Annotated in this window: 18 protein-coding genes and 1 pseudogene; 8 read left to right on the top strand and 11 right to left on the bottom strand. The window is 71.0% G+C overall.

The window, feature by feature from the left end; all coding sequences use genetic code 11:
* The first annotated feature begins 86 nt into the window (after nucleotides 1-86).
* The 4 genes from ACIA8F_RS24405 to ACIA8F_RS24390 all read left to right on the top strand — a co-directional run bounded on the left by ACIA8F_RS24405 (nucleotide 87) and on the right by ACIA8F_RS24390 (nucleotide 5,035).
* Nucleotides 87-1,241 (top strand): HEAT repeat domain-containing protein, encoded by a 1,155-nt coding sequence (locus tag ACIA8F_RS24405; protein WP_399381787.1) that lies wholly within the window; start codon nucleotides 87-89, stop codon nucleotides 1,239-1,241.
* 181 nt (nucleotides 1,242-1,422) lie between these two features.
* A complete protein-coding gene (locus tag ACIA8F_RS24400; RefSeq protein WP_399381786.1) occupies nucleotides 1,423-2,931 on the top strand; it encodes a DUF4246 domain-containing protein in 1,509 nt (502 codons plus the stop codon).
* Nucleotides 2,932-3,290: 359 nt separating this feature from the next.
* On the top strand, nucleotides 3,291-4,076 hold the full coding sequence (locus ACIA8F_RS24395) for an MEDS domain-containing protein (protein WP_399381784.1): 786 nt from the start codon (nucleotides 3,291-3,293) through the stop codon (nucleotides 4,074-4,076).
* Complete coding sequence (locus ACIA8F_RS24390; RefSeq protein WP_399381782.1) at nucleotides 4,073-5,035, top strand: anti-sigma factor RsbA family regulatory protein; 963 nt, start codon at nucleotides 4,073-4,075, stop codon at nucleotides 5,033-5,035. The genes ACIA8F_RS24395 and ACIA8F_RS24390 overlap by 4 nt, the downstream gene beginning before the upstream one ends.
* A gap of 102 nt (nucleotides 5,036-5,137) precedes the next feature.
* Here the strand turns inward: ACIA8F_RS24390 and ACIA8F_RS24385 are convergent.
* From ACIA8F_RS24385 to ACIA8F_RS24365, 5 genes and pseudogenes are all read right to left on the bottom strand, one after another.
* Nucleotides 5,138-5,386: pseudogene (locus tag ACIA8F_RS24385) on the bottom strand (antibiotic biosynthesis monooxygenase); the annotation flags it as partial.
* Between the two features lie 15 nt (nucleotides 5,387-5,401).
* Nucleotides 5,402-5,893, bottom strand: coding sequence for a TspO/MBR family protein (locus tag ACIA8F_RS24380; protein WP_399381780.1), 492 nt, complete (start codon nucleotides 5,891-5,893; stop codon nucleotides 5,402-5,404).
* A 207-nt stretch (nucleotides 5,894-6,100) separates the two neighbouring features.
* Nucleotides 6,101-6,595 carry a DUF427 domain-containing protein gene (locus tag ACIA8F_RS24375; protein WP_399381779.1) on the bottom strand — a complete coding sequence of 165 codons (495 nt, stop codon included), beginning with the start codon at nucleotides 6,593-6,595 and terminating at the stop codon, nucleotides 6,101-6,103.
* Between the two features lie 62 nt (nucleotides 6,596-6,657).
* Complete coding sequence (locus ACIA8F_RS24370; RefSeq protein ID WP_399381777.1) at nucleotides 6,658-6,837, bottom strand: DUF6480 family protein; 180 nt, start codon at nucleotides 6,835-6,837, stop codon at nucleotides 6,658-6,660.
* Nucleotides 6,838-6,998: 161 nt separating this feature from the next.
* Nucleotides 6,999-8,264 (bottom strand): nucleotide disphospho-sugar-binding domain-containing protein, encoded by a 1,266-nt coding sequence (locus tag ACIA8F_RS24365; RefSeq protein ID WP_399381864.1) that lies wholly within the window; start codon nucleotides 8,262-8,264, stop codon nucleotides 6,999-7,001.
* A gap of 449 nt (nucleotides 8,265-8,713) precedes the next feature.
* Here ACIA8F_RS24365 and ACIA8F_RS24360 point away from each other — a divergent pair, with 449 nt between their 5' ends.
* From ACIA8F_RS24360 to ACIA8F_RS24345, 4 genes are all read left to right on the top strand, one after another.
* Nucleotides 8,714-10,498: a glycosyltransferase family 4 protein gene (locus ACIA8F_RS24360; protein ID WP_399381775.1), complete on the top strand. Its 1,785-nt coding sequence runs from the start codon at nucleotides 8,714-8,716 to the stop codon at nucleotides 10,496-10,498.
* A gap of 388 nt (nucleotides 10,499-10,886) precedes the next feature.
* Complete coding sequence (locus ACIA8F_RS24355; RefSeq protein WP_399381774.1) at nucleotides 10,887-11,105, top strand: hypothetical protein; 219 nt, start codon at nucleotides 10,887-10,889, stop codon at nucleotides 11,103-11,105.
* Nucleotides 11,106-11,343: 238 nt separating this feature from the next.
* Nucleotides 11,344-11,568, top strand: coding sequence for a cold-shock protein (locus tag ACIA8F_RS24350; RefSeq protein WP_399381772.1), 225 nt, complete (start codon nucleotides 11,344-11,346; stop codon nucleotides 11,566-11,568).
* 263 nt (nucleotides 11,569-11,831) lie between these two features.
* On the top strand, nucleotides 11,832-12,836 hold the full coding sequence (locus ACIA8F_RS24345) for an alpha/beta hydrolase family protein (RefSeq protein WP_399381771.1): 1,005 nt from the start codon (nucleotides 11,832-11,834) through the stop codon (nucleotides 12,834-12,836).
* Between the two features lie 184 nt (nucleotides 12,837-13,020).
* Here the strand turns inward: ACIA8F_RS24345 and ACIA8F_RS24340 are convergent, their stop codons facing one another.
* The 6 genes from ACIA8F_RS24340 to ACIA8F_RS24315 form a co-directional block, all read right to left on the bottom strand.
* Nucleotides 13,021-14,235, bottom strand: a complete 1,215-nt coding sequence (locus ACIA8F_RS24340; protein WP_399381769.1) for a hypothetical protein — start codon at nucleotides 14,233-14,235, stop codon at nucleotides 13,021-13,023.
* Between the two features lie 191 nt (nucleotides 14,236-14,426).
* Nucleotides 14,427-15,434 (bottom strand): DUF6528 family protein, encoded by a 1,008-nt coding sequence (locus ACIA8F_RS24335; protein WP_399381767.1) that lies wholly within the window; start codon nucleotides 15,432-15,434, stop codon nucleotides 14,427-14,429.
* 414 nt (nucleotides 15,435-15,848) lie between these two features.
* Nucleotides 15,849-16,892 carry an SH3 domain-containing protein gene (locus ACIA8F_RS24330; RefSeq protein WP_399381765.1) on the bottom strand — a complete coding sequence of 348 codons (1,044 nt, stop codon included), beginning with the start codon at nucleotides 16,890-16,892 and terminating at the stop codon, nucleotides 15,849-15,851.
* A gap of 383 nt (nucleotides 16,893-17,275) precedes the next feature.
* Complete coding sequence (locus ACIA8F_RS24325; RefSeq protein ID WP_399381764.1) at nucleotides 17,276-18,856, bottom strand: reprolysin-like metallopeptidase; 1,581 nt, start codon at nucleotides 18,854-18,856, stop codon at nucleotides 17,276-17,278.
* Between the two features lie 605 nt (nucleotides 18,857-19,461).
* Entirely contained in the window at nucleotides 19,462-20,100 is a 639-nt protein-coding gene (locus ACIA8F_RS24320) for a class F sortase (RefSeq protein WP_399381762.1), read from the bottom strand.
* The gene (locus ACIA8F_RS24315; RefSeq protein WP_399381760.1) at nucleotides 20,093-20,887 is read right to left on the bottom strand and encodes a hypothetical protein; all 795 of its coding nucleotides are present in this window, start codon (nucleotides 20,885-20,887) and stop codon (nucleotides 20,093-20,095) included. The genes ACIA8F_RS24320 and ACIA8F_RS24315 overlap by 8 nt, the downstream gene beginning before the upstream one ends.
* Between the last annotated feature and the right edge of the window lie 95 nt (nucleotides 20,888-20,982).

Genomic DNA, 20,982 nt, shown 5'->3' with positions numbered 1-20,982 from the left:
GCCGGACGGACGGCACGAATCCGAGTCGAAGCCGGGCGACGTAAAACCCGCTGGCTGTCGGTGTCCCCTGCTGGAACGATCCTGGAATGACCGACCACCGAGACGCCGCCGTCCTCCGGCTGTGGGGTCGCCAACTCTACGAGCGTCAGGGCGAGCCACTGGCCTGGGCGGAGGCGGTCCTGGAGGCCACTGGTCGCACGCCGGCCGCCGTCACCGCGGCGATGTCCGGCCGCTTCGACGCCCTCGCTGATTCCCCGTCGGACCGAGCATGTCTCCTGTTCCGTACGGTCGCCAAGCTGGCCGCGAACCTTCGGGGCGACGGCCAGTACGACGCGGACGTCGGCACCCGAATCGGCCCACTGGCCCTGCGGCTGGCCGAGCTCGAACCACCGCTCGCCGGCCCGCTCGGGGACGCACTCGGCCACTCACCGGACGGTCCGGCATCCCTCGTCACCGTGCACGCCGCCGAGTTGAGCGGGAACCGCACGATCCGGCTGCGGGCGATCGACGCCCTGCTGGAGTGGGCCGAGCTCGGCCATCCGCAGGCCCGGGCGGCCCTGTCCGAGATCGCCTCCGACCACCGGACGCAGGACGTCACCGTCTGGACCAAGGCCCTCAACCGGATCGCCCTGTTCGGCGACGCAAGCGTCGAGCCGGGCCTCCTGCGCGCGCTCGCCGACACCGGGCACCGCGGGGTGCGGTGGTCGGCGCTCGCCTGTGCGGAACTCGGGTTCCGCCGGGCCGTTCCGCTGATCATCGACCTGCTGGAGCATCCCGATCCGATGGTCCGCGAGGGTGCCTGCGAGGCGCTCGGCATCTTCGGGGAACCGGCCGCCGTACCCGCCCTGGCAGCCCGGCTGGACGACGGGGCCAACCGGGTAGGCAGCAGGGCCGCCCTGGCGCTCGGCCAAATCGGCGGCGACCGGGCACTGGCCGTGCTCTGGCAGGCCATGGTGGAACGCCGGAAGCCGAAGGCTGGTCATCTCGCCTCGGCGATCGCCGCCTTCGGCCCGCCGGTGGTGGACGACCTGATCGCCCTCACCGGCGATCCCGATCCGGACCTGCGAGCACTGGCCTGCCGCGCTCTCGGCTCCACCGCCGACGACCGGGCCCTGCCGGCACTGGAACGCCTCGCCGCCCACGACCTCGCCGGAACCGCCCTCGGAGGCCGCGTGGCAACCGCCGCCAAACAGGCACTGCGGACCGCGCACCGCATCCGCCCACGCACCGCATCGACCTGAGCTCGACGCTCGTCTCGACGGCCCTGCTCTTCCCCCTCCCCCCCACGACCCGCACCCCCTGGGCGAGCTCGCCGCCCGCATCACCGGGCGAGCCCGGCCGACCACTCGACTGCTCGCCACGGTGTCAGTGGGCCGGGCTATTCTTCCGGGCACCGCACACCGACCGTGAGGACCACCAGAAGTGACCGGCCAGTCCGCCTTCCCGCTGCCCTTCCAGACCTCCCGTTCCGCGGCGTTCGCGATACCCCGGACGCTGCGTGAGCTGCAGATGATGGAATGCAGCTCGCACCTGCGCGCCAAGCCCGCGTGGTTCGACAAGATGAAGGACGCCGACATCGTCGCCCGGTGGACGCAGGAGGCCGTGGAGCAAGGCCTGACCGGAGCTCAGATGCGCTACGTCCTTGCCGAGCTCGGGCACTACGCCGCGTTGCGCGACGCGCGCACGGGCATCGAGGTGTCCGCGGTCGACGGGGTCTGGCAGTCGGACACCCTCGTCGACGAGGAGCTCGGGTCCCGGCTGCGTGACGCGGTCCGGGTCCTGGAGGAGGTCCCCGAAGAGGAGCGCGACTGGCATCCCGGATCCGGCGGCCAGGTGCTGGATCTCGTACACCCCTCCCTGTTCTGCCTGGTGAGGGAGGCGAGCGGACGCCCCGAGCGGGCCTGGCAGAACCCGACGAACCACTACTCGAAGTACGAGTTCTCGGAGAGGTTCCAGTGGCTGCCCACGGACGTCGATGTCACCGACGACGGCGCCGTCGCCTTCCGCTCGTACGTCAACAACGTCCACCCCGAAGCGCACCGCGCACTGGCGAACGTCCTGCCGGACGTGCTGGCGCGCCTGCTCCCGCTGTTCGAGAACGTGCTCACCGATCTGCTCCACCCGCGGCCCCTGCGGATCGAGGCCGATCCCTACGGCTGGTACGACTCGGAGCCTGAGTATCCGACCCGGTCGGCCTACAGCGACGACGCTGCCCACATGGATGCCCGCGATGCCTGGGAAGCGGCCTACGAGGCCTGGCGGGAGGACCGCAGTCCGATCGTCCCGGACGCCCCTGCCTACAGCCCGCCCGCGGTGCCCGACGCCTCCACCCGGGTCGACCTGCGGGGGAGCAGGCTCCAGGTCATCGTCAAGCTCGCCACCGTCCACCTCACCCCGGACCGGCCCGAGTACCCCGGCGGTTCCTGGCACGTCGAGGGCATGCTGAACGAGCGGATCGTCTCGACCGGCATCTACTACTGGGACAGCGAGAACACCACCGAGAGCCGGCTGGGTTTCCGGGCCGCGCTTGACGACCCGAACTACGAGCAGAACGACGATGCCGGATTGCGGGAGGTCTACGGCCTCCAGGACGAGGACGCGCTGAATCAGCCGCTCGGCTCGGTACCGACCCCGGCGGGCCGTTGCCTGGCGTTCCCCAACGTCCTGCAGCACCGCGTGGACGCGTTCCGCCTTGATGACCCCACCCGCCCGGGACACCGCAAGATCCTCGCGTTCTTCCTGGTCGACCCGGCGCAACGGATCGTCTCGACCTCCGACGTACCCCCGCAGCAGCCTTGGTCCGACGCGTCGACCATGACGCTGGAGCAGGCGAAGACGTACCGCGAGGAACTCATGCGGGAACGGAAGTTCTTCGTGGACGAACACAACGAGCAGCTCTATGAGCGGGAGTTCTCCCTCTGCGAGCACTGAGCCGCGAGCTGACTCGTACCGGGCCCGTCGGCCGGGCCGCCGCCGGTCGGCGGCCCGTGCCCACCGGATGATCCTCCGCCCGGAGAGCCGGCGCCGGACGCCCCGGTGGCAGCGCGCGGCGGCACGGCCGTCGAAGCGGCACCGGAGAGGGCGGGGCGGCCGAGGCCGGCTCCCTTCGGCCCGTCTCCGCAGTCGGGCGAGGGTTGATCCTTCGTGGACGGGGCAGGCGGCATGGTGTGAGACGTCCCGCTTCCGGTCGTTCTCCGGCCGGTTTCATGATCGCCCGGTATGGTGCTCTACCGGGGCCGGCGTGGCGGGCCGAGCGGTCTAAAGGAGGCACGGTGCGGACGGCGCGGACGTTGGCGAGTCTGGATGAGGTTACGCTCGGTGACCACGTCTGCCGGTTCATGGATCCCTCCGGCACCCTCCTCTCGGAGACGCGGGCGTACGTGGCCGACGGCGCCCTCTACGGGGACAAGGTCGTGGTGATCGGGTCGCCCGGTACTGCTCCGCTCCCGCGCGACTGCGCGTCCGTGGCCTCGGTGGTCCTGGACCTCCCCGGGCCGGCGGCCGCGTCGTCGCTGTTGACCGCCGTCCGCCGGGAAGTCCGTACCGCCGCCCGTGAGGGATTCCGTTCGGTACGGGTCCTCACCGAGCCCACGCCGGTGGCGCTGCACGGCGGAGTCGAGGAGCTGCTGGCGCAGGAGCTGAAGCTCGACGAGTTCGCGGCCGAGAGCGGAGCGATCGTGGTGTGCGCGTTCCACCCGTCGCTGTGGGACCCGCTGGCCCTGGAGCGGGTGGCGTGCGTGCATCCGCACGAGGTGGGCAGACGGGCGGTGCGTCCGGCCTTCCGGATGTTCAGCACGGGCACGGACGAGTGGAGCGTGGACGGCGTGATCGACTCCGAGGGCGCGGACGCCTTCAACACGGCCGCGAAGGCCGCGATCGTCCACGCACCCGCTCTGAGGCTCCGCTTCGATGCCCTGGAGATGATCGACGCGGCCGGGATGCACGCGCTCGTCGACGCCGCCCGCCATCTCCCGGACCGGCGGATCCTCGTCAACGGTGCGAACGAGACCGTGCGCCTGTGCTGGAAACTGGCGGGATACGCGCATGAGGGCGTTCCGGTGGTGATGGGGCCATGACCACGACGCTGCCCCCGACTCCGTCGGGCCGGAAGGAAGCCGGCTTCCGGCACGAGCTCTACCCCTACCGCGGCGAACAGGACTTCCTGGCCGGCACCCTCGGCTTCATCCACGAAGCTCTCGAGGGAGGCGAGGCGGTCGTCGTCGCCGTCCCCTCCGACAAGACCGTCCTGCTGCGCGACGAACTCGCCGACGAACCCGCGGTCACCTTTGTCGACACGGTCACGGCCGGACCCAACCCCGGGCGGCTCGTCGCCGCCTGGACGGCCTGGATGACAGAGCGCGGCGCAGGTGAGACCCCGGTACGGGGCATCGGCGAGACGGCCTGGCGACAGGCCCGCAACCCCGCGCACCTCGCGGAGCTGCGCTACCACGAATGGCTGCTGAACCGGGCCTTCGCGCGCAGTTCCACCTGGTCGATGCTGTGCCCCTACGACGACACCGACGAGGACCCGGACGCCCTGGCCGCCATCTCCCGCTGCCACCCGCTGATTCGCCGCAACGACATGTACGCGCCCAACGAGGACTACCTCGCGGGCGAGGACTACGCCTTCGATGCCCTGACCGGCCCCCGCGAGCCGTCCTTCGAGCTCAGGTACACACACGGGGACCTGGCCGTCGTCCGCTCGAAGGTGTCCCAGAGCGCGTCGGAGGCCGGCGTGTCCGAGGACCGGCTGGGCCAGCTGGCGGTCGCCGTCACGGAGATCGCGACGAACAGCATCCGCCACGGAGGCGGCCACGGCACCCTGCGCGCCTGGACCCAGAACGCCACGTTCCTGTGCGAGTTCCGCGACGCCGGCTACATCAGCGACGTCATGGCCGGACGTACCCGTCCCTCCGAAGGCCAGATCGGCGGCCGCGGGCTCTGGCTCGCCCACCAGCTCTGCGACCTCGTCGAAATCCGCTCCACCCGCGACCGGGGCACCACCGTCCGCCTCCACATGGACGCGGAGCAGTAGCCGACCCGCGACCAACCGGCTTCCTCCCCCTCCCGGCCGGCGCGCAGGCCCGGCCGGCACGCCCTCGTGGTGGCCTCCCCGGGCGTTGTGCTGCTGAGGGCGTCAGCGTGCCGCAGCCCTGGACGGCAGCTTGTGCGCGAGGACGTCGAGTCGCTCGATGGAAGGCGGCTGCGCGAACAGCTCGCCGACTCGTTGCATCAGGGCCGCGGCCAGTCGGCCTTCGAGGTGTGCCTGGCGTGTGGAGGCGTCGGGGAAGACGTCGAAGATCGCGAAGGCGGTCGCGTTCAGGCGCACGGCGAACCAGGCAACGGTGCCGGGCTCCTCCTGCGCGACGCCGAGGCCCTCGCGGAGTAAGTCGGCGGGCCTTTACGGGTTCAGCTGCCAGATGGACGCGTTGAGGGCGGTCGCGAAGGCCACCCACACCAGGTAGGGGACCAGCAGGAACGCAGCAGTGCGGCTCAGCCGCCAGAACAGGACGACCGTGGTGGCGAGCGCGGCCAGCAGCAGGACGATGTCCAGCAGGGCGACCCCGAACTGGCGGGCCGCGAAGAACAGCGGGGTCCAGGCCAGGTTGAGGACGAGCTGCACCGACCACCACATGTGGGCCCGCCGCACGTGCGGACGATCCGGTTGGCGTCCGACGAGCCAGGCCGCGACGGCCATCATCCCGTACAGCACCGTCCAGACGGGCCCGAACAGCCAGGCCGGCGGGGCCCAGCCGGGCCGGACCAGGGCCGCGTACACCTCACCCGCATCGGCGGAGGCCAGCGCTCCGAGTGCCGCGACGCCGTAACTTACGGCGAGGTAGCCCGCCAGGGCCCACCACTGCCTCGAGTGCGGGCGGGCCGCAGCCGGCATCGGTGCTGGTGTCCCGGAGTGTGCCACGGCCGGCTCCCGTTGTGCTCGGTGACTTCTGACGCGCAGCGCGGCCTGTATGCGCCGCGGCCCGACATCTCTTCCGCGCGGATACGGCTTCGTTGCTGCTTGCCTCCTCTTCTCCTGCCGAGCCGCTGCCGGATGCGCAGGCGGCCGGTCCGGCAGCGGCTCGGTCGGGCATCACGGGCATCACCACCCCCGCGTACCCGGTGCGCCCTTGAACGGCCCTTTGACCTCGGAGGTGATCCAGCCCCCATAGAAGTCTCCGGGCTGCGCGACCACCTCCTCGTCCCCGACCCGGCAGCTGTCCACCCGGGACGGGTAGAAGGCCAGAAAGCCGCAGAGCACGGCAAATCCGGGGGAGGGATCCTCGTAGCTCCATGCCACGTCAGGGACCCCGGCGCTGCCTCCGATCCGCAGGTCCCAGTACGTGGCGGCGCCCTTCCACTCGCACCACGTTCGGGTACCGGACAGCCGGAGTAGATCTTGGCGCGTGTCCTGGGGCGGAACGTAGAAGACCGGGGGGTGGCTGGTCTCCAGCACCCGGACCGAGCGGCGGGTGTCGGCGATGCGGACCCCGGCGAAGTCGACGACCACGTGACGGTCGTCCGCCTCGAGCCGCGGCGGCCGGGGGTAGTTCCACACGGACTCGGCGGGTCGGCCCGATCTCCCGGTCGCGTTCAAAGCCGTTCCCCCCGGTCCGGCCCGGACGCAGGTGCACGGTCGTCCATGTCGGTCCCCTCGGCCTACAGGCCGGCGATCCGTGCCACGAAGAAGCCCGCCACGAGGACGGTGCCGAGCACGATCAGCCCCAGGAAGAACCAGGGGTGCTCCCAGATCCCGCCGTCAGGTCGTTCCTGGTGCGCTTCGGCCGTGGAGCCCTCCGCCGACGGCGTTTCCTCCGGCATAACAGGACGGGCGCTCATGGTGCCTCCTCCGCCAGACGAGGTCGTACCTACTCCTCAACCGTCCGGCGCCGGCCGCCCGACCGCACCTCGCACCGTTCGTGCACCGCTTGAACCCCGCCCCGGAGATCAGGGCTCCGCGGTTGGGAATGGAAGCCGCCTGCGCGACGATTGCCTCGAGGTCAGGCCATCAGGGCGGTCAGTTCCCGAGCGGCGCGTCGGGGGCCGTGTGCGTGTACGTGCCCGCGCAGTTCCTCGAGGGCGTCCCCGGGGGCGTCCAGAAGTGCGGAGACCGCCCGGCCCGCTTCCTTCGGGTCCAGCCGGTGCGGGTCGAGGCACAGGCCCGCGCCAGACCTTTCGGCGTCGTGGGCGACGGAGAACTGGTCGCTGGAAAAGGGGAGCACGAGGGCGGGCACGCCTGCGGCCAGGCACTCGGTGAAGGAGTTGTTGCCACCGTGGTGGACCATGGCGTCCACGTGCCGGAGCAGTGCCTGCTGCGGTACGGTCGCGGCCACCGCGACCCGGGGGCCCGCCAGACCCGCCAGTGCCGCTGCCTGGTCCCCGGCCGCGAGGATCACCGACGTGTCGGGACGCTCGGCGAGAATGCCCCGGGTCACCGACTCCAGTACGTCCCCCCGGGCCGACAGGAACGTCCCCAGCGCGACCAGCACCAGGCGCGGGCCCGCTCGGCGCAGCCGGACCACCTCGGCGTTCCAGAAGGGACCCGGGTCGAGCGTGCCGGTGGGGGTGAGGTGCCCGCTGAACACGTAGGCCGGGCCTTCGGGGCGTCGGGGCAGCCAGTCGAGCTGCGGATAGTTCAGTACGACGGCGTGGGGGGAGCAGAGAGCGAACGCCCGGCGCGGTACCGGTCGGTGCGGAGCGTGGCGGGCGATGAACCGTGCGAACAGCGCGGTGAAGGAGAAGTCGTTCGCCTGCGCCTCTCCACGCAACGTCTGCAGGTCCGCGGCGGTCGGCCGCACCGCCTGCGGCCAGGCGTAGGGAACGCCGAACAGGGCGCCCGGTTCGGCCGGCAGATAGCTGGGATGGCCGGGGCAGAAGGTCGCGTACGGCAGGTCCAGACAGTGCAGGGCCAGTGTTGCGGCGTAGCTCAGCTGGTCCACCACGTACCAGTCCGCCGGATGCCGGGCGTGCAGCGCCCGCAGCTCCTCGAGGACCCGTTCCGGTTCGGCCAGCATGTCTGCCCTGCGGTGCCGGGCCTGGACCAACAGGGCAGGAACGGCTCCGTCCCGGGTCGCCTCCAAGAACTCCTCCAGGCGTCCGGCCTCACCTTCGGCCTGGACCGTGCGCCGCGCGATGCCCGTGTTCGCGTTGCGGCCGACCGTCAGCGGCGCGAATGCCACCCCCGCGGCCTCGGCCAGCGCTGCGAAACCCTCCGCGCAGGCGAACGTGACCTCGGCACCCGCCGCACGAAGCTCGCCGGCCAGCACGGACAAGGGAGCAGCGTGCGAGTGGAACGGAGGAGCGATCACGGTGACGCGGGGCATGGGGGACCTACTTCCGGCAGACGGCTGTCGCGTCCTCTTCCGTACCGGCCCCACATGCGGACGCAGCAGTGGGCCGGACATTCGTCCGCATCCGAAGTCGTGGGCCTGGTGGAAGGGGAGGTGACCATCCGCCCGAGCGAGAGCAGCGCCCCATGGACGCACACACCCCGCAGGACGGGACCGACCCCTTCGTAGCGGCCCGCCAGAGTTTTTGGGCTCCCGAGGCAGCACTGCGGATTCCCGCCACCCCGGGCATCCTGGCGTCCTTCTTGCACACGGAGTACGGGCGCCATGAGCGTCCGGTCCGTCTCCTTGCCGATCCACTCGACGAGAGGCTTGCTTCCCTGCGCCGCGACCTGAGGCTCCGAAGGGCCCCCGCACCCGAAGAGCTCTTGGCCGCAGCGCTGCGCGGGGACCACCGGCTGCGCAGTACGGTCATGGAGGCCTGGCCCCTGTCGCTTCCCCTCCATGACACCGAGCGTGTCCGACGCGGACTGCGTGAGGAGATCCTGCGCTGCACGGATCCCGGGACCCTGGCCCACCTGATCGACCTCGCCACCGCGGGGCGCCTGAACGTGCTGGCACCGGCCCAATGGGCTGACCTGGCCCGCCGGCAGCCCCTCAACGCCAGACCGGCCAGACTCGCCCTGTGGCGCCACATCGCGGGCCACCCCGATCTGCGCCGGATCCTTCCGCCGCCCGGCACGGCCGACGACGCCTACGAACGCCTGCTGCTCGCGGCCGCCGGCGGCCGCCAATTGTTCGAATCTCCTGCCTTTCCGAAGGGCGACGGCCTGCTGGTGGTCCAGTCGATGCTGCTCGGCGAGATGGACAGCCCGGGGGAGGGGAGCAGCGGAGGTCTCGGGGTCCTGCTCGCCGGCCTGGGCGACGCACTCGCGCGCACGCGCGGTATCGATGCGGTGATCACTTTGGTGACGAAGGACGCGCGTGAACTGGGGGAGGAGCCCGACCTCCTGCGCGTCAGGGGAGCCGGCCATTGGACGCTCACTCTGCCGACCGCCCCTCACGACACCGCCACTGCCGGAATTCCCGCCGGAACCGGTCTGACCTGGTGGACGAACAGGGTCCTCGAAGGGTTGGGCCGACGACCGGACCTCGTCCACGTCAGGTACGCGGACGAGGGATCCCTCGCGGTGGCCGAAGCCGCCCGGCAGCTGGGCGCACGCCTGATCTTCACCGCGACGCCCGACCCGCACCGTCGCGTCAGCGAACGGCACGCCGGACACACGGCGACCAGCGAGAGCGGAGCGGAGGAACTGCGCCAGGACCTGCACCGCGTCTTCGCGGCGGACCGGCTCGTCGACCGTGCCGATGAAGTCGTAGGTATCCCCGGCCGTGGCGGCACGGGCGAGTTGATCCGCTACTTCCCGCAGCTCGCCGCCGTCAGGGGTGGGGAAGGACCCAGCGCGCCTCAGGAGGGGATCACCGCCTACCGGCCCGCCGCCGACGAAGCAGTGCGACGGCAGAATCTCCTGGACGGTCTCTTCGCCACCGAACTCCCCTCGGCGCTCGACCCGGCCGCGCGCGGCCTGCCCCTCCTGCTCACCGTGGGGCGCCTCCACCCGCTCAAGCAGCAGCATGTCCTGGTCCGGGCGTGGATCGAATGCGGCCTCCACCTCCGCTCGACCCTCGTCGTGGTGGGCGGGTCCGCCCGGGCGGAGGGGAGAGATCCAGCGGAACGGGCGGTGCGTTCGGCCATCGCCGACCTGATCGACGAGCACCCGGATGCTGCCGCTCGACTGGCGCTGGTGCCGGCGATGTCCAACAACGAGGTCCGGTGCCTGGAACGGGCGTTGGCCGGCCCGGGGACCACCGCTCGAGCTCATTACGTCTGCCCCAGTGCGAAGGAGGAGTTCGGCATTGCCGTGCTGGAGGCCATGGACGCGGGCCTGCCGGTGGCAGGTACCGGCCGGGGCGGTATTCCGCACTACGTGGAGGACTCGGTCAACGGAATCCTCCTGGACACCTCGTCATCCAAAGCCCTGGCCGAAGGGCTGGAGCGGCTGTTGGAGCTGGACCCGGCGGTCGTCGACGCCATGACCCGCCGCGCCCGTGCCACGGTCCGGGCGCGCTATTCGATCGATGCCGCGGCTTCGGCGTTCGCCTCCGTGTACACGAGCCTGCCGCGGACCGGAACGGCGGTCCAGCGCACCTGAGCCGTCCCACACGGCCCAGCCTCCGCCGGAGTGCCCGCCCGGACCGCCGACGGTCGCCTTGGCACCCCAAGCGGCCGCCGAACCGGGCGCAGCAGAGCTGGATCGCGATCGCGGGGTCGCGTGTAGTTCTTCTCCTCCCGGACCAATCCGGCGGGCTCCCGGCTCCGAAGCACCGGCAGCCAGCTGTATGCGATGGGAAAGGGGCCTTCATGCGCATACCCCCGGACGCTCTGTACCCCGCCTGCCCCGCAGGCCACGAGCAGGCGGCCTGTAGCTGCGCCCCGCACCTCACCGGACCCGGCCTGCAGCACACGTGCCGGCCCGCCCGTGGGGCCGTGCGGCGTCGCGACCGGGTCCTGGCCGGCCACAACCGGGTGAAGGTGTCGCGGTGAGGGGGGACGGCCACGAGCGGCATCCGCTGCTCGGCCGACTCGTCCGAGATACCGTCTCCGGGACCGAGGGCCTGCTGATGGCCGTGGTCTGCGAGGAGATCCCCACCTACACCGGCTCACCGCGGACGATGAGGCGCGCCTACATCCGTCCGGCGGCCGGCGGTTGCGAACTGCCTGCTGCCCTGGCTGACATCGAGGCGGCGGGTCTGACCTGAACTGGTCTGCCCTCACCCCACCGCAGGGCAGGCACGGGAATCCCTCGGCGGGCCGTGTGGCGGCGGCGCCCCCGGTGGCACGAGCGGGCGTTGTGTGCACGGGGAGGCTGTCTGTTCATCCTCTGGGCTCGCCTCGCAGATTAACCGGGCAAAGCGGACGATACCTCCATGGAGGGAGCTACCCCGGGCGCTGGGTGCCGGGGTGCTCCGAGGAGCGGCGTCCAGGCGGGAGAGCGCGATGAGCGAGGCCGGCACGCCGGAGGAGCGCATCACGGGGTTCGTGCGGTGGTGGGACCGCGAGCAGGGCCGTGGTGAGATCATTCCGCTGAATTCCGAGGTCCCGGTGCCCGTGGTCCGTGCTGATCTACGGAGCCAGTCCGGCAGCCTCTCGGAGGGCCAGCAGGTCACCTTCACGCTCGAACTCGGTCCCGTTCGGTTCGAGGCCAGAGACGTACGCCCCTGACCACCCGGGACCGCGGTGCGCGGCACGGCACGGCACGGCGCACTACCGGGTATGAGCTGCCGCCTATTGATACGCGCAGGTGTACTGCCTGATACCCCCTTGATGGCGGGGTTGCGTAGTTTCGAGAGGTCCTTCAGGTGCTCGCGGGCCGAGGCGCCGCCGTAGCAGAAGATCCATACCTTGAAAGTGCGTGCTCACCGATGCGTATGCCCCCTCGTTCCCTGCGCCGCGGTCTGCCGGCGGCGGCTGCCGCAGTCGCAGCCTTGGGATTGGTCTCCTGCGGGAGTCCTCAGCCCAAGGCGGTCGCCTCGGCCCCCAAGCTCTCGACACAGGAGGGGACGGCCCGGTCGGCCGAGCTCACCTACGACCTGGGTGACACCGCGTTCGCGCCGCCGGGCCTGGGCGGCAAGCGCACCGAGCTGAAGGCTGCCGTCACCTATCCCCGGGAGCTGGGGACGGGCAAGCACCCGTTGATCATGATGCTGCACGGCTGGGGCGACACCTGCGCCGCTGGTGACAAGCCGGTCCGGGGCGGGGGCTGGCCGTGCTCCAAGGGCGCCGTATCCGTGAACAATTTCCTGGGCTACTCCTACCTTGCCGAAGCTCTGGCGGAGAAGGGCTACATCGTCCTGTCGGTCGCGGCCAACGGCATTCAGGCCCAGGAGAAGGACCAGGGGCAGATCGCCCGTGCAGCCCTGCTCGACAAGCACCTCGAGATGTGGAAGCAGCTTTCTGCCGGTGCGGGTCCACTGCAGGAACTGAAGCAGTTCAAGGATCACGTGGACCTGGAGCGCGTCGGCACGCTCGGTCACTCCCGCGGCGGCGGTGGCGTCCTCGCCCAGGCCCTGGACAGCCACAAGCTCCCGCCCGGTGTGAACCTCCGGGCCACCCTCGCACTTGCCCCCGCCATGAACGGCATCGACCCGAAGAAGGAGCGCATCACCCGAGTCCCCCTCGCCGTGATCGCTGGAACCTGTGACGCCCTGTGGGAGGACGTCAAGATCCCCGTAGCGATGGCCGCGGGCAACCCTCACGTCGAACAGCACGATGTGCCCGGCGGAAACCACAACTTCTTCAACACGGTCTGGACACCCGGCACCGGTCCGGCTTTCGCGACGGATGACGTCGCCGTCGAGCACCGCAACCGTCCCGGCGGCCGGTGCGAGAGCACCAACGGGACCGGCAGCCCCCAGCAGCTCACGCCGGCCGAGCAACGTAACGTCGCGATCCGCTACGCGACGGAGTTCTTCGACAAGTACCTCAGATAGCAGCTCCTCCGCGGCCTGACCCGCCGGCTCTCGCCAGAGGCGGAGTCCAACGATGCCTGCACGCACGGGCCACGGTCGCCATCGGGCCATCGGGCCGGCGATCCCGTGCTCCGCGAGGACCGGCTGACGGGAGCGGTCGCCGACGTGGCGGCCCGCGGAGCCTTGGGTTGTCCGTTGAGCCCGCTCAGGCCGGGGCCGCGCCCTTCGTGGTGCCTGTGGTGAGGAGGTGGTCTTCGTAGGCGTGGTGGTGGCGGGTGGCGGTGCGGTGGTGGAGGAGGTGAGCGGCGATGGTGTGTTCGCCGGTGTCGGCGAGGGCGCGGGCGAGGGTGTCCTGGATGATCTCGCGCTCCACACGTACTCCGCCGATGCGTTCGCAGTCCTCGTCAAGCCCACTGAGCAGACCGACGGCGGCGGCCGGGCTGCCGGCGGTGATCTCGGCGAGTGCCCGCACGACGGGGGACAGGACCTCGCGGTACTCGGCTCGCGGGTCGGCGGCGGCCAGGCGGGCCAGCGCGTGGAGGTCGTCGGTGGCGGCCTCCACCGCCAGGGCGAGAGCGAGGTTGAAGGTGTGGAAGACCTCCGCCATCCCGCCTGGCGCGTCGCGGAGTTCTCGGATGTGCGCGGGGTCGCTGCGGCCGGCCGGTTCCTGTCCGGCCAGTAGGAGGCGCCAGTTCGTCGCGGCCCGCATGCCGACGTCCTGCCGTGGCAGTGCCTCATCCGCACGGCGGCGTGCGTCCGCGAAGTCGCCGCAGGCGATGGACTGCAGCGCGGCGTGCCAGCTCAGATGCCGCGTCTGCACGGCCTGCGGGTCGGCCGCGAGCCACTGGTCGATGAAGGAGGCGGCAGCGGGCCCGACGCCCGGTTCGTGTTCGGTGTGCGCGATGGCGTGAGCGGCCACCCCCGCTCGGGGATGCAGGGCGAGTGCCTGCTCTGCGAGCGCGTGTGCTTCCCGTACGCGGCCCTGCTCTGCCCGGGCCGCGGCCAGCCAGCCCGTCCATGCCCAGTCGTCCGGGCCCGCCACCGTTGCCTGCTCCTCCACCAGAGCTTCGCCGGCGACCCGGTATCCGGCGTCTTCACAGGCCGAGAACACCCCCAGCATCAGCCCGGCCACCTCATCGGCGGGCCGGCGTCCGAAGTGCCCGACCAGATGATCGGCGGCGAGCCGGTACTGCCGGTGGGTGTGCAGGAACACCCCGTAGACCACGCTCGCCTCCCACGCACCGGCACCCAGCGCGTCCCGGTGCGCGATCACCAACTGCTCCTTCAGCGTGGTGTCGTCCCACCCGTCACCGGCCGCCAAGGCGAGGAGTCCCCGCGCCAGCCCGCAGTCCGGTTCGGCCCCCACCCACTGCCGCAGCAGCGGGACCATTCCACCGCTCAGCGACAGCACGGCTTCCACCGCCCGCTCCCGCACGTTCCCGCTCGCGGCCCCGCTCCCGGCCACCGGCGACCCGTCCGCCCGGGCACCTCCCTGATGGACGCAGGGGTTGCCGAAGGTCGCGTTCCCGACGCCGACAGGCCGGCCCAGCTCGACGGGCTCTGCGTCACCGGACTGCGCGGCGTCCTGGCCTCGGAGAGCGGCCCTGCGTTCTACCGGCGTTGGGTGGTCCACCAGCGGGCTTTGTAGAGCTGGATGCCGTCGAGCCGGCGGGTGTAGTCGGGGCTGTGGAAGGTGAGGGTGCTGGTGCACCAGCTGCACGGATTGCCGGGCTCGGGCATCGCGGTGAGGACCTGCCGGGTGACGGGCTCGTCGCTGATGCTCTTGACGTCCTTGCGGCTGATCGACGCCTGATCCGGGTAGCCGACGAACTCCTTCTTGGCGAGGTCGTACTGGTAGACCTTGCTGCTGGTGGTCACCCAGAGCCGTCCCGGCTGGGTCAGGACGGGCGCGAGGTCGTGGCCTCCGCTGGTGGGCAGCGTCACCGCACCGTCGGGCACCAGATGGGGGGAGGCGGGGGTACCGGTGATGCCGAAGGAGATCAGCTGGTTGGCTCCCAGTGCCCACAGGCGTTGGGAGGCGGGGTCCCAGTGGACACCATGCGCGCCGGGAAGCCGGTAGCTGGTGTAGGCGGTGCTGCGGGAACCCTGGGAGGCGGTGTAGAGACGGACGGTGCCGGGCGTGGTGGAGGTCACGGCGACGTTTCCGTCGGGCATGAGCTCGATGCTGTGGGCGTTGCCGGCGCCTGTGTTCGCCGCCCAGCGCACCTTCCCGTCGGGGTAGCGCACGACGGCGGCGAGCCCTCCGGAAGCGGTCGTCAGGAGATACTGAGAGCCGTCCAGGGAGCGGGTCTTGGCCTCCGAGGGGTTCGTCCAGGACCTGCCGGGCGACAGCCTGGCCAGCGAGAGGTCGTCATCGGCCGACCAGCTCCAGTATCCGACCCGCCGGCGGCCCGCCAGATAGGTGCGGATCTGTTCCGGGTCGAGCACGACGATCGCGCGGGCGGCCTGGTCGGTGACCGCGACGCGGGGAACCTCCGCCACGAGGCGACCGGCCGGGACGCCGTCGGCTGACGATGCCGGGGTGCTCAGCGCGCAGAGTGCAAGGACTGCGGCCAGCACGCAACTCCGCAGTCGGGCTGGCCTGTACTTCGACGGCATTGAACTTACCCCCGCTGTCATTGACCGCCTGATTCCCGCTCTCGCAGCGATGCTGCTGCCCGCCTGATGGGGTTCGGCTGCGCCACGCCCGCCGCGTGAGGGGGACGTAGCAAGCGGCTCCGCACCGAACACCCGGCTGTCCTCCGCCCCTCGCCGCCCCAGGACGGGTCACGTCCGTGGACAGGCTGCGGAGGGAAGGCGTTCCCAGCCCACGTAGCCGGCGGCGGCCGGGATCCGCCAGGGACAGACAGGCAGTTCTCCTGCCTGTCTGTACCGGCTTCAGCGGGAGGTCCCGTGCCTGCGGGCCCACCGCGCCGCGCGGCGACTCGATGGGCCCACCGGTACGCAGCCAGTGGCAGGCGAAGGCGTTCCGGACAGCGACCTGCTCAGGAGGCCAGTCGGTGTTGCTGGCGGCTACTGCGAGACGGGGATGCAGACCACGTGGACGACGACGTCGTGGTCCGTGGCGTCTTCGTTGACGAAGGTCACGCCCCAGGCCCTGCGGTCGTCGCTGGGGGCGCTCCCGGTGATACGGATCTTGGCTTCCTGATTGTTGACCGTGGCACCGCCACCGGTCACGGCCTGGCCGTCCGGGCAGTTGGGGCTGAGGTTGTGGGCGGTGGAGTTGGCCGGGACGGTGTAGCTGGCGGACTGGACCGTCGTCGGGCCGACGGGGCCTACCGGGCCGGTGGCACCCGTCGGGCCCGTGGCCCCCGTGAGCCCCCGGGCTCCGGTCGCGCCGGTCGCGCCGGTCGCACCCCTGGATCCCGTGGCTCCCGTCGGGCCCGTTGCGCCCGGGTCGCCGTCGAGACCGGGCAGGCCGAGGAGGCCGTCCTGGCCCTGGGGCCCGGTCGGTCCGGTGAGCCCTTGGCGTCCTTGCACCCCTTGAATGCCCTGCACGCCTTGTACGCCCTGCGGTCCCGTGGCGCCGACCGGCCCCCGCGGACCCGTGGCGCCGGTTGCCCCAGTGGCGCCGGTGCTGCCGCGCAGGCCTTGGGCGCCGGTGGCTCCGGTGCTGCCCCGCGGGCCGGTGGGCCCGGTGCTGCCGCGCGGGCCGGTGGGTCCGGTGGGTCCCTGCGGGGCCGCGCACTGGGGCACCGTACGGGAGCTGTCGACGTAGCGCGCGCTCATCCAGCCGGTGCGGTTGGCCAGTTTGTACCAGACGGGGTTGCCCTCGACGTTCTCACCGAGGACCTCGCAGTCGAGCTGGACCGTGGCACCGCGGGGGTAGCTGCCCACCTCGGCGGAGTTCGTCGTCGGCTGCGCACGCACGATGCTGGCGCTCCGCGAGACGACGGTACCGGGTACGGAGGCCGCGGCGGCGAGGGCGCGGGCCGCACGTGCGGCGTCCTCCGCGTGCACGGCGGTCCCTGAAAGTGTCCCTGCCGCCAGTGCGTGGGCGGGGCAGATGGACATCGTGAGTCCCAGGGTGACCACGCTGAACGTGGCCCGGGACACGACGGCCTGTGTCCGGAACGGAAGCATCGGCTTGCCTCTCTGACTGCTGCTGCTCTGGCCGGGACGGGATCGGCCAGCCCAGAGGCGTGACCCCTCTTCAGCCCGTCATGGACCACTTCGTCCGAGAGGCTGCCGCCTCCGCAGGCCTATATGGCCGTGCGGCGCCCTCCATACCGCCGCACGGACGCAGAAGAACACGGGTATGAGTGGAATGAACCTAATTGCGATGAATGTACATATTCTGTGCGCTCCTCCAACCCGGGGACCATCTGCGGGACGGTCCTTGGCCGGATCTCCCGCTGAGAGCGGGCCGTCGGTGCGAGGGTGTCGCGCCTGTCCCGGGACCTCATGAGGTCCCGGGACAGGTTGTTGCGGTCGTTGGGTCAGACGCGGGTGAAGACGGCCTTGATGTCGGTGTTGGCGCCGATGGTGAAGCTGATGCGGTCGCCTCCGCCGGCGTTGTAGGTCTGTCCGGCCACGATCCACTGGGCGAGCCGGAATCCGGGAGTGGCTTCGGCGATGACGGTGACGCGGGTGCCGGGTTTGTAGGGGCCGAAACTGGCGGCCCGTACGGTTCCGCCCTCGGTGGCGCTCAGGGTGAGGGTGTGGCGCAGGACTTCGCTCTTGCGGGCGTTGAGGGTGCGGTAGCCGGCGACGATGGGTGCGGTGAGTCGGGCGGTGGCGGCGGCGTTGTTGTTGGCGTCACCCATGGGCTGTCCGTCGGGGGTGCGGCCGTCGGGGCCGGAGTACTGGTTGAGGTTTTCGCAGTACACCTTGCAGGAGGTTTTGTACGCCATGAGGTCGGCGTAGTTCTGGTTGCGGGTGATGAACCCGAAGCCGTACGGGGTGGAGCTGGTCGTGTCGTCCACCGGGTAGCCCTGCTGGCGCAGGGTTTCGCGGTCGTGCCACAGGCCCAGGTTGTGGCCGATCTCGTGGCCGAGGTTGTACCACTGGACCAGGGAATCGACATCGACGACGGAGAAGGCGTCCTTGTCGCTGCCCGGACGGATGAACGGCTCGGGCAGGCTTCCCTGTCCGGAGGATTCACCGGGTGCGCTGTTGATGACCGAGACGAGGTCGACGCCGAAGTCCTCGCGGAGCTGGTTTGCCTTGCGGCCCAGGTCCGCGTCGAGCGGGTCGGCCATCTTGGGCCGCATGAGCGCGGCGGTCTGCTTGCCGCGGTAGCCGGTGTCGTAGGTGCCGATCAGCTCGACGCTCGCTGCGACCTTGCTCGTGGCGAACGCCTCGTTCAGCATGGCCACCGACAGCCGGATCCGCTCGTTGATCGCGGCTTCACCCCCCACCCGGTCCCGCGCGGCCGGGGTGTAGCCGATGATCACGTCGATGGTGACCGGGACGGCGAACGACCGCCCGCGTGCTTCCAGTTTGCGCTGAGCCGCACGCAGCAGCTCGGCGCTCACGGGCTGGGCCATGGGCGCGTTCTTCTCGACGACCGGCTTCGGGTAGAGGGCGGGATCCTCTTCGGTGACTCGGACCTTGCCGGGCGCACCAGCGACCATGGACAGGCGGTAGATGCGGTTGCCGTGGTTGATGTGGGCCTCGACGGCGTCCGCCTTCGGGTCCGCGTCGCCGTCGCACAGGCCGTGGGCGGAAAGTCGGATACGGGTGTTCGCATCGTCCTTGAGGCGGCCGGACCAGGTCAGAGAGGCGCCGTCGCGATCCAGCCGGTCCTCGACCATGACGAGACGCACGTCGTCGAACAGGTCGAAGGTGTGCTCCAGTGCAGGACCGGCCGCAAGCCCCGCGCCGCCGGCTGCCGATGTACACAGCCACTGGTAGTCGCCGGGGTCGAGGTCGGTTACCCGTTCGCGCAGGACGCCCGCACGGGTGTCGGCGGGTGTGGAGGGCCCGGGCTGGGCTGTCGCGGTCCCGGTCAGGGGCAGGAGGGCGGCGGTGCAGAGCACGGCCAGGCTGGTGCGCCGGATACGGCGGATGGAATTCACTGAACCTAAAAGCGCATATCCATACGAATCTTGACTTTATGACACGCGGAGGACGGGCCGCATCACCCGCGTAGCGGACCGGGCCGCGCCGCCTGGATGCGGCCAGCACGCGCTGCCGCCCGCACACCCGGCCGTGCCCGATCCCGAGCCCCACGACACGTTGCACGACATGTTGTAGGTGACGACGTATCTCCCAGGCCCTGTAACCGCACCCCGGCCCTGACCGCACCGCGTCCCCTGGACGACTGCGGCAGCGCCCTGGGCAAGGCGGCGACCCCTTTGGCCCGGGCCCCGGCACCCTCCCCCTGCGCCTTCTCCCTGTGCGCGAGCGGCGTACGCGGGCCCCGGCCCGCTCCTACCCGCACGCCACCGGCAAGCAGGACCCACCGTGCCGACCGACACCCGTACGACGGCCCGCACGGGCCCCGCACGGACCGGCCTGGCGGCCACGATCAGGCTAGCCGTGGCCCCGACCGCCGAGCTGATGAACGCCCTGGACGGCGCCCTCACCCAGATCCCGACCCCTCCACGGTCACTGACCCGCTCGCTCCTGAACACGCATCAGAAGCACGGGTCGAGCCCCCGGGCCCGACCCGCCGCTGGTGCTATTCCTTGCCGACGAGGTGCGCGAAGACGACCACGTTGGAGTCCCAGTGGCGGTCCTTGGTGAGGTTGCCTCCGCAGGTGATGACGCGGAGTTCGGCTTTGCCGTGGGTGTCGCCGTAGACCTTGTCGGTGGGGAACTGGTCCTTCTTGAAGGTGTCGATCTCGTCGACGGCGAAGACGGCGGTGGAGCCGTCGTCGCGGTGGACCTCGATCTTCTCGTCCTTCTTGAGTTTCTTGAGGTTGTAGAAGACGGCCTCGGGTGCCTGGGGGGTGTCCATGTGCCCGACGACGGCGGCCGCGCCCTTCTCCCCGGGGGTCGGGCCGTCCTTGTACCAGGCTGCGTCCTTGGGCTTGGCGAAGTCGGGCTCCTGCATGGTGCCCTGGGCGTCGAGTCCGACGGTGTCGAGCGGGGCGTCGACCTTGATGTCCGGGATCACGATGCGGTCCGGGACGGAGGCGTTCAGCACGGAGGCGTTCTTGGCGGCGGCCGGGTCGTTCTTGGCCGCGCCGGTGTCACCGCCGGAGCTGCAGGATGTGATGAGGAAGGCCGTGAGGCCGGCGGCGCCCGCCAGGGCGGCCACGCGCAGGGCGCGGCCGCTCCGGCGGGGGGCGCGTTCGGGGGTGGACTGCTCAGCCATGGTTCGCGGCGTCCGAGGGGAGCCAGCCGAGCGGGGCCTGGCCGGTGTTCACGGAACCCTTGGGGGTCTTGTAGTGACCGGGGTCGACTGGGGTCGGCTTCGGGGCGGGCTTGCCGGCGGCGACGGTGATCTGAGCGGTGGCGTGGATCTTGTTGCCGTCGGGGCCGGTACCGGTGAGCGAGACGCTGTAGGTGCCGTCGGTGACGTGGGCGATGATTGCGGTGGCGCCTCGTCCGTCGGTCATTGTGACGTTGTCCAGGGCTTCGGAGGAGATCGTCAGGCCGGTCGAGCCGTCGGGGATGTCCATGGACATCTGGATTTTGTCGCCGGGCTTGCCGTGGTCCTGGGACAGGTTGAGCTTGGCGGTGGCCGGGGGCGGGGTGGGCTTCGGGGTGACCGTACCGTTCTTGACGGTGATGTTGGCGGTGGCCTGGATTTTGTTGCCGTCGGGGCCGGTGCCGGTGAGGCCGATGCCGTAGTCGCCGTCGGTGACGTGGGCGATGGTGGCGGTGGCGCCTCGTCCGTCGGTCATCGTGACGTTGTCCAGGGCCTCGGAGGAGATCGACAGGCCAGTCGAGCCGTCCGGGACCTGCATCGATATCTGAACGGAGTCCCCCGGTTTGCCAGAGGAGGCCGACAGCTCCAGGCCCACCGGGGCCGTCGTGACGTCGGCGCTCGCGCTGCTCTGCACGGTCGGGGTGGCATCGGCAGCGAACGCGGCGGTCGGGACGGCCAGGGCCATCGACGAGGCGAGAGCGATCGCCGAGAAGGTAAGCGCCTTGCGCATGGGGTTCCTCCTGAACGGGCCAGGTTCGTTCCCGGCACACCAGACAAGACGGACATTTGGTGTGGTTGGTTGCGCCCCTCCGAGGGGTCGGAAAG

The organism is Streptomyces sp. NPDC051563, from assembly GCF_044454225.1.
Lineage (GTDB): Bacteria > Actinomycetota > Actinomycetes > Streptomycetales > Streptomycetaceae > Streptomyces.
The sequence above is the reverse complement of the archived record's forward strand: the minus strand, read 5'-3'. Positions and strand labels throughout refer to the sequence as shown.

Bases quoted from the DNA above. Each gene is read 5' to 3' on its own strand.
- ACIA8F_RS24405 (WP_399381787.1), top strand. From the start codon at position 87: ATGACCGACCACCGAGACGCCGCCGTCCTCCGGCTGTGGGGTCGCCAA.
- ACIA8F_RS24390 (WP_399381782.1), top strand. From the start codon at position 4,073: ATGACCACGACGCTGCCCCCGACTCCGTCGGGCCGGAAGGAAGCCGGC.
- ACIA8F_RS24380 (WP_399381780.1), bottom strand. From the start codon at position 5,893: ATGCCGGCTGCGGCCCGCCCGCACTCGAGGCAGTGGTGGGCCCTGGCG.
- ACIA8F_RS24370 (WP_399381777.1), bottom strand. From the start codon at position 6,837: ATGAGCGCCCGTCCTGTTATGCCGGAGGAAACGCCGTCGGCGGAGGGC.
- ACIA8F_RS24350 (WP_399381772.1), top strand. From the start codon at position 11,344: ATGAGCGAGGCCGGCACGCCGGAGGAGCGCATCACGGGGTTCGTGCGG.
- ACIA8F_RS24335 (WP_399381767.1), bottom strand. From the start codon at position 15,434: ATGCCGTCGAAGTACAGGCCAGCCCGACTGCGGAGTTGCGTGCTGGCC.
- ACIA8F_RS24320 (WP_399381762.1), bottom strand. From the start codon at position 20,100: ATGGCTGAGCAGTCCACCCCCGAACGCGCCCCCCGCCGGAGCGGCCGC.
- ACIA8F_RS24315 (WP_399381760.1), bottom strand. From the start codon at position 20,887: ATGCGCAAGGCGCTTACCTTCTCGGCGATCGCTCTCGCCTCGTCGATG.